The sequence below is a fragment of the Burkholderia sp. WAC0059 genome, assembly GCF_002870125.1.
Taxonomy (GTDB): Bacteria; Pseudomonadota; Gammaproteobacteria; order Burkholderiales; family Burkholderiaceae; genus Paraburkholderia.
Genome location: NZ_PNEO01000044.1, coordinates 1 through 6,887, shown reverse-complemented (window position 1 = coordinate 6,887; position 6,887 = coordinate 1). Strand labels below are relative to the sequence as shown.

Here is a 6,887-nt window from a genome sequence, read left to right as displayed (position 1 = left end):
GCATACGAGATGCGGGTTAGGGCTGAGGCCCGCAGTCGATTCGAATGCCGGCGCGAATTACGCAAGACTACCCCGCTTCATGATGGTGGGTAAAAGCATAAAAAGCCGCGAAGAATTAGTGGCGTGTTTGAGTCTTTCTGAAAGAGCTGGTTGCCCATTTGCGCACTAGCTGTGACGTCCGTATTTCTGGTCGGAGTTCGGCGTCTCCTGATTGGCCTCGTCACAGCAGTGTTGTTTTGCTCTCTCCGGGGAATTCCATGTCGAATAGCTTGCAGAAGTGGGTTGGGCGCAATCGCCCGCCGCGTGTTCAGATCACCTACGACGTCGAAGTTGGCGATGCCATCGAGAAACGGGAGCTGCCGATGGTCGTCGGTTTGCTGGCCGATTTATCGGGGCAACCAGCGGAACCTCTAGTTAAGCTGAAGGAGCGGCGTTTTGTCGAGATCGACCGTGACAACTTCGACGATGTCATGGGCAAGATTCATCCGCGCCTCGATCTGTCCGTACCGGACACGCTCAAGGGTGAAGGTAGCTTGCGAATCGAGCTTGCATTCGAAAAGTTCGTCGACTTTCATCCGGAAAGTCTGGTTCGCCAGATTCCCCGACTCGCGAAGCTGCTCGAAGCCCGTCAGCAGCTACGCGATCTTCTCGCGAAGCTCGACGGCAACGACGAACTCGATTCGCTGCTCGAGCGCATCGTACAGAACACCGAAGATCTGAAGGAAGTGAAGATCGAGGCCGGCGCCGGTGAGCGAGACACCATGGCACCGTCCGCCGCGGGCGACGCGGAAACGGCTTGACGGGCGCGAGCAGGACCCCGTCGCGTCAACGACTAGGCTCGAATGGGCCCGACACATTCTTCTGTCAAAGGTGATTCAGATGGCAAACAACGAAGCCGGCATCGCAGCTGGCGAAGCTCTGTCGAGCGGGGCGACCGCGGTCGACGCATCGGAGTTGAGCCTGCTCGAGCGCATCGTGCAGGAAGGCAACATGGCAGCCGAGCCATCGCAGACGGGATATGCGAAGAAGCTCATTGGCCAGCTCGCATCCCAGATTCTCGACGAGGGGATGCGCACGAGCCCCGACAAGAGCGTAGTTGCCATGATCAACGAGCGGGTAGCAGAGATTGACCGGCTGCTCACCGACCAGCTCAACGCGATCATGCATCACCCGTCGTTTCAGGCGCTCGAAGCGTCGTGGACCGGGCTGCACGACTTGGTGTCCGGAACCGAAACCGGGCCGCGTCTGAAGTTGCGGTTGCTGAACGTAAAAAAAAGCGAGTTGCTCAAGGATCTTGAGTCAGCCGTCGACCACGATATGAGCCTGCTTTTCAAGAAGATCTATGAGGAAGAGTACGGCACGTTCGGCGGCCATCCATACTCGCTGCTAATCGGGGATTACGCGTTCGGGCGCCACCCGCAGGATCTCGCGCTTCTCGAGCGCATTTCGAAGGTCGCGGCGGCAGCGCATGCGCCATTCATCGCGTCGGCAGCGTCGAACCTGTTCGACCTGAAGTCGTATACCGATCTCGGCGTGGTTCGCGACCTTTCGAAGGTGTTCGAAAGCGCCGAGCTGAGCGCATGGCGCAGCTTTCGCGAGTCGGAAGACTCGCGTTACGTTTCACTCGTCCTACCGTCATATGCGGCGCGCCTGCCCTACGGTGCCAAGACGAAGCCGGTCGAGAGCTTTATGTTCGAGGAAGACGTGGACGGTACCGATCACGGAAAGTACCTGTGGGCGAATTCCGCCTATCAGCTCGGTCTGCGCATTACCGGCGCGTTTGCGCAGTATGGCTGGGCGACGGCGATTCGGGGCGTCGAGGGCGGCGGCAAGGTGACGGGGCTCGCTGCGCACGCCTACCGTACCGGCGAAGGCGACGTTGCACTCAAATGCCCGACCGAGGTGACGATTACCGACCGCCGCGAAAAGGAGCTGAACGATCTCGGTTTCATTGCGCTCGTCAATTCGAAGGGATCGGATTATGCGGCATTCTTCGGTGGCCAGACGACCAACAAGCCGAAGATTTATAACAAGGACGTTGCCAATGCGAATGCGGAATTGTCGTCGCGCTTGCCGTTCGTTCTTGCGGCATCGCGCTTCGCGCACTACATCAAGGTCATCATGCGCGACAAGATCGGCAGCTTTCAGTCGCGCGCCGACATCGAAACCTATCTGAATAACTGGATTGCTGATTACGTACTGATCAATCCGTCGGCGTCCCAGTCTCAGAAGGCCCGTTTTCCGCTCGGCGAGGCACGGGTCGACGTGACGGAAGTGCCGGGCAAACCGGGCGCCTACCGGGCGACCTGCTTCCTGAAGCCGCATTTCCAGATGGAAGAGCTGACCGCGTCGATTCGCCTCGTGGCGGATCTGCCCGTGGCGGCTGCGTAACCGCATCGGCGGTTTTCGTTCGCGGCATAACTGAACTCAATGCATCCGTAAGAGATAAACGTCATGGATACGATTCTTCTCGAGCTCAAGAACATTAAGGGCAACTCGATGATCGACGGCTACGCCGACAAAGTTCTGCTGGACTCGTTCAGCCTGGGGGTTTCTCTCCCACTAAGCAGCGATCCGGCGAACACGGAACGTACGCTCGGACGTCCGAACTTCTCCGAGTTCAACTGCTCGAAGGCGACCGATCAGTCGACGCCGGCGTTTTATGCCGCTTGTGCGGAAGGCTCCAAGCTTGGCGACGCCACGATCTACGTCGGGCGCAACGAGGCCGGCAAGTTCATGCCGCTCCTGAAGTATGTGCTCTCGAATGCGATGGTGTCGTCCATCCAGACAGGCGGCGGCGGTTCGATGGCGAGCGATAGCCTGTCGTTCGCATTCACACAGATCACCGCGGAGTACACGCAGCAGGGCGTCGATTCGACAAAGAAGGGCACGGCGTCGTTTGGCTGGGATCTGGCGAAAAACACGTCCGTCTCGGCAAGCAAGACGTAAATCACGAACCGCTGGAGCCTCTCGCTGCCGGCTGTTTATCGCTGCGAGGGGCTTTTTTCAGGCCATGTCCACCGTCACTCACAGTTTTCCGACGCCGATGTTCGACCGTCTTGCGGCCGACGGCGATGCCCGGCTTCCGGACGAGCAGGCGCTGCGCGCGTCGATCGCGCGCGATCTGGGCCGTCTTCTCAACACGCGCTCGACCTGTGCACACGAATCGGTTGTTGGCGTGCGCGGCACCGTGCTCGACTACGGCGTACCCGATTTCTCTGCACGTTCGCTGCACTCGGGCTCCGATCGAGTCGCGATCGAAGCAGCCGTCGCACGGGCGATCGAACTCTTCGAGCCGAGGCTCAAGGACGTCAGCGTGAAGTTTACCGATATGCCTGAACGGGTACGGGCACCGTTGCTGCGGGTGGCTGCGCGTATGCGCGTCGGTCTGCAGGCGGACCCCGTCGCATTTGAGCTTGAGCAGGAAAGCGGTGGCCACGATCCGCGCTGGGCGGAGCCCGTCTGAAATGGCGGAGGACGACATCCTCGACTATTACGAGCGGGAGCTCGCCTATCTACGCCTGCAGGGCGCGGATTTCGCGCGGCGCTATCCGAAGGTGGCTTCACGCCTGGCGCTGCATGGTACCGAGTCGCTGGATCCGCACACGGAGCGCCTCGTGGAGGCGACCGCGTTTCTCGCCGCGCGCGTACATCGCGATCTGGACCGAACCTTTCCGCAGATCGCCCAGGCCGTGCTCGAGAATGTCTGTCCGTCGCTGGTACAGCCGGTGCCGTCGATGACGGTCGCGCAGTTCGCACTCGACTTGAGCCAAGGTAAGGTGACTGCTGGTTTCAGGGTGCCGCGCCACACCGCACTGCAGGCTCGCACGGAAAGTGGTGACGTGTGCCGCTTTCGTACTGCATGGGATACGGTATTGTGGCCGGTCAGGATCGGCCGTGTTGAATTCACCGAGGACGCGGTGTTGCAACTGTCGCTCGAATGCGAGCCCGGCATCGACTTTGCCGAACTCGAACTCGACCAGCTTCGTTTCCATCTGTACGGTGACTGGATGGTCACGATGCCGCTCTACGAACTGTTGGTCGCCGGCGTGGAGAGCGTGGAAGTGCGGCCCGAGGGCGCGCGCCCCGCGCCCGCTTCGTGGCGCGAAGTCGGCTATGAGTCGGGGGACGCGGTGTTGCCGCAGCCATCGAACGAGCAGCCGGCTTATCGGTTGATGCAGGAATATTTTTCGTTCGCGCGCAAATTTCATTTTTTCGACCTGAGCGGGCTGGCTGGCCGGCTCGGTAATGGTCGTCGCTGCGAGTTGCTGTTGCGCCTGAAGCGTGCGCCGCGCGGACTCGGCATGGTGAGTGCCCAGAATTTCCGTCTCGGCTGCACGCCGATCGTGAACCTGTTCGCTCAGACCAGCGAGCCGATCGTGGTCGACCGGCGTCGCCACGAATACCGGCTTGTCGCCGACCAGCAGCGCGAGGCGATTACCGAAATTCATTCGATAACGTCGGTGGTCGCGTCCGATCCGTCCACGGAGCGTTCGACCGTTGTGCCGGGCTTTGCGCAAGCAGATCGTTTCGATGGTCACGGCGCGACTGTGTTCTGGACGGCGCGGCGTGAGCGCAGCCTGCGCGAGGGCCTGTCCGGAACGGATCTGCATCTGGGTTTCGTCGATTCGTCGAGCACGGGCGCTGTGCCCGCGGAGTCGGTCGTTTATGCGCACTTGCTTTGCACGAATCGACGGCTTGCCGCACAGGTGCCTGCGGGAGTGAGGATGCTCGTCGAACGCGTCTCGCAAAGTCCGCGCGTGCGCTGCCTTTACGAGCCGACGGTCCAGCGTGACCCGCCGCTCGGCAGCGACACGCTCTGGCGGCTCGTGTCGTTGCTCACGCTCGATTACCAGTCGCTCGCAGGCGGTGCAGTGGGCTGTTCACAGCTACAGCAGATGCTACGGCTTTTCGCTGCCGACGGCACGCGCGAGCAGGACCAGATTCGCGGCATTCGCAGCATGGCGGCGCGCGGGGCGATTGCGCACGTCGGCGGCGAAGCGTGGCGTGGCTATTGCCGCGGTACCGAGGTCGAAGTGGAGTTCGATCCGGATGCATTCGTCGGCGGATCGCCATTGATGATGGGAGCGGTGCTCGCGAGGTTTCTGTCGCTCTACACGTCGGTCAATTCATTTGTGCGGCTCGTGGTGCGCCGTGGAGACGGGATATGGAAGCAATGGGAGCCGATGGCCGGCTGCCAGCCGCTGCTCTGATCCGCGAGCTCGTCGCCCGTCCGCAGCGCTTCGACCTGTTCCAGGCAATCAGTCTGCTCGAGCGGATCGGGCCGCGACCGCTCGGACATGGTGACGGCAGCGGTGAAACGGTTCGGTTGCGGGGGCGGGTATCGCTTGCGTTCGAGGCGAGCGACGTCTGTCGCGTACGCGAAATTTCGCCGCCGGACGACGCAGCCGAATCGTGCCGCTACATACTGGAAACGTCGGTGCTCACGCTTGCTGGCGCGAACGGCCCGCTGCCAATGCCGTTCACCGAGCTGGTGCTGGCGCGCCGCTCGGCGCGCGACTACGCGACGGCCGATCTTCTCGACATCTTCAATCATCGTTTTCTGGCGTTTCTGTACCGCGGTCGCAAGAAGCACGTACTGGCGCTCGACGCCGGTGCGCCGGAATCGTCCGCGCTGGTCGCATGTCTCGATGCGCTCGGCGGTCTGGGTTTGCGCAGCGGCGCGCGCGATCCGCATGGTGGCCGCCTGTGGATCAGCCATGCAGGACTCTTCGGAGGTACGCCGCGCTCGATGGCGGGATTGCTCGCACTGCTGTCGGATCGCCTCGGGCTGAAGGTGCGAGGTACGCAATTCGTCGGTTGCTGGCGCGAAGTCGATGCGCGCGATACGTTGTGCGCGGGTACAGCCCTGCGCGAGAGCGGCGCGTCGCGGCTTGGTGGACGTCAGGTGCTTGGGCGGCGTGTGTGGGACCAGGCCGGCGGCATCAGGCTCAATTTTGACGATCTTTCGCCGGCGGCATTTGAATCGTTGTTGCCCGGCGGCGCAGCACACGCGCTGACGGCGTGGCTCGTCGACCGCTACCTGCCACAGGCTCTCGAAGTGCAATGCGTCCTGCATCGAGTGTCGCCTATTCCTGCCTGCGTGCTCGGCGGCGTATCGCCTGTGCGACTGGGCTGGACATCGTGGCTTGCCAGCAGGAGTGCTGCTTCTGGCTGCGCATACCGGGCGAGTGCTCAGGTACGCATTGCGCTGCACCGCGTCGCCGGTGCGGTGCTTCATTGAGACCCGCATCCCTTATGGACATCGATATCCGCACGTTGTTGAGCCGACTGAACCTGGCTTGCAAGCACGGGATGGAGCAAGCGGCGCAATTGTGCGTGCGGCAGACGCATTACAGCGTCGATGTCGAGCATCTGCTGCTGGTTCTACTCGAGGCCGACGCGCCGGACCTCCGCGCGATCCTCGGCCGTTTTGGCCTGCGAGCCGAAGCGTTGACCGAGCAGTTGCAGGAGGCGATCGACCAGTTTAAGCGCGGCAACGGTCGCACACCGGCCCTGTCGCCGAATTTCTCGCCGCTCTTTCAGGAGGCCTGGTTGCTGAGTTCGATGCTGCTCGGCCAGCAGCAGATTCGCTCCGGCACGCTGGTACTTGCGCTGCTCGAAGTTGATAGTTTGCGCGGGTTGCTGCTCGAATCCGCTCCAGCACTGTTGAAGATTCCGCGCACGAGTTTGCGCGAGGAGTTGCCCGCGATTCTGGCAGGGTCTGCCGAGGATGCTGGCGGTACCGGCGGGGCGGGCGTCGGCAAGCCCGCTGGGGCCGAGGCCGAAGGCGTGGGGGCTGCGCGTCCAACGGGCGGTGCCGGAATGCCGGCCGGCATCGCGATGCCGACGCTTGACGGCAGTGCGGGCACCCGCCAGTCGGCGCT

The 6,887-nt window shown here is 62.3% G+C and carries 7 protein-coding genes; all 7 read left to right on the top strand.

The window, feature by feature from the left end; genetic code table 11:
* Positions 1-257: 257 nt before the first annotated feature.
* Complete coding sequence (tssB, locus tag CY652_RS23505) at positions 258-800, top strand: type VI secretion system contractile sheath small subunit (RefSeq protein WP_102133105.1); 543 nt, start codon at positions 258-260, stop codon at positions 798-800.
* A 79-nt stretch (positions 801-879) separates the two neighbouring features.
* Complete coding sequence (gene tssC / locus CY652_RS23500) at positions 880-2,391, top strand: type VI secretion system contractile sheath large subunit (RefSeq protein WP_102133104.1); 1,512 nt, start codon at positions 880-882, stop codon at positions 2,389-2,391.
* A gap of 63 nt (positions 2,392-2,454) precedes the next feature.
* Entirely contained in the window at positions 2,455-2,949 is a 495-nt protein-coding gene (locus CY652_RS23495) for an Hcp family type VI secretion system effector (RefSeq protein WP_102133103.1), read from the top strand.
* A gap of 64 nt (positions 2,950-3,013) precedes the next feature.
* Positions 3,014-3,466, top strand: coding sequence for a type VI secretion system baseplate subunit TssE (tssE, locus tag CY652_RS23490; RefSeq protein WP_102133102.1), 453 nt, complete (start codon positions 3,014-3,016; stop codon positions 3,464-3,466).
* A 1-nt stretch (position 3,467) separates the two neighbouring features.
* The gene (tssF, locus tag CY652_RS23485; protein ID WP_102133101.1) at positions 3,468-5,213 is read left to right on the top strand and encodes a type VI secretion system baseplate subunit TssF; all 1,746 of its coding nucleotides are present in this window, start codon (positions 3,468-3,470) and stop codon (positions 5,211-5,213) included.
* Positions 5,168-6,244, top strand: a complete 1,077-nt coding sequence (tssG, locus tag CY652_RS23480) for a type VI secretion system baseplate subunit TssG (protein WP_102133100.1) — start codon at positions 5,168-5,170, stop codon at positions 6,242-6,244. Before tssF ends, tssG begins: the two co-directional genes overlap by 46 nt.
* Before the next feature lie 14 nt (positions 6,245-6,258).
* Positions 6,259-6,887 (top strand): Clp protease N-terminal domain-containing protein (locus tag CY652_RS23475; protein WP_308410414.1); only part of this gene is annotated, 629 nt, incomplete at its 3' end.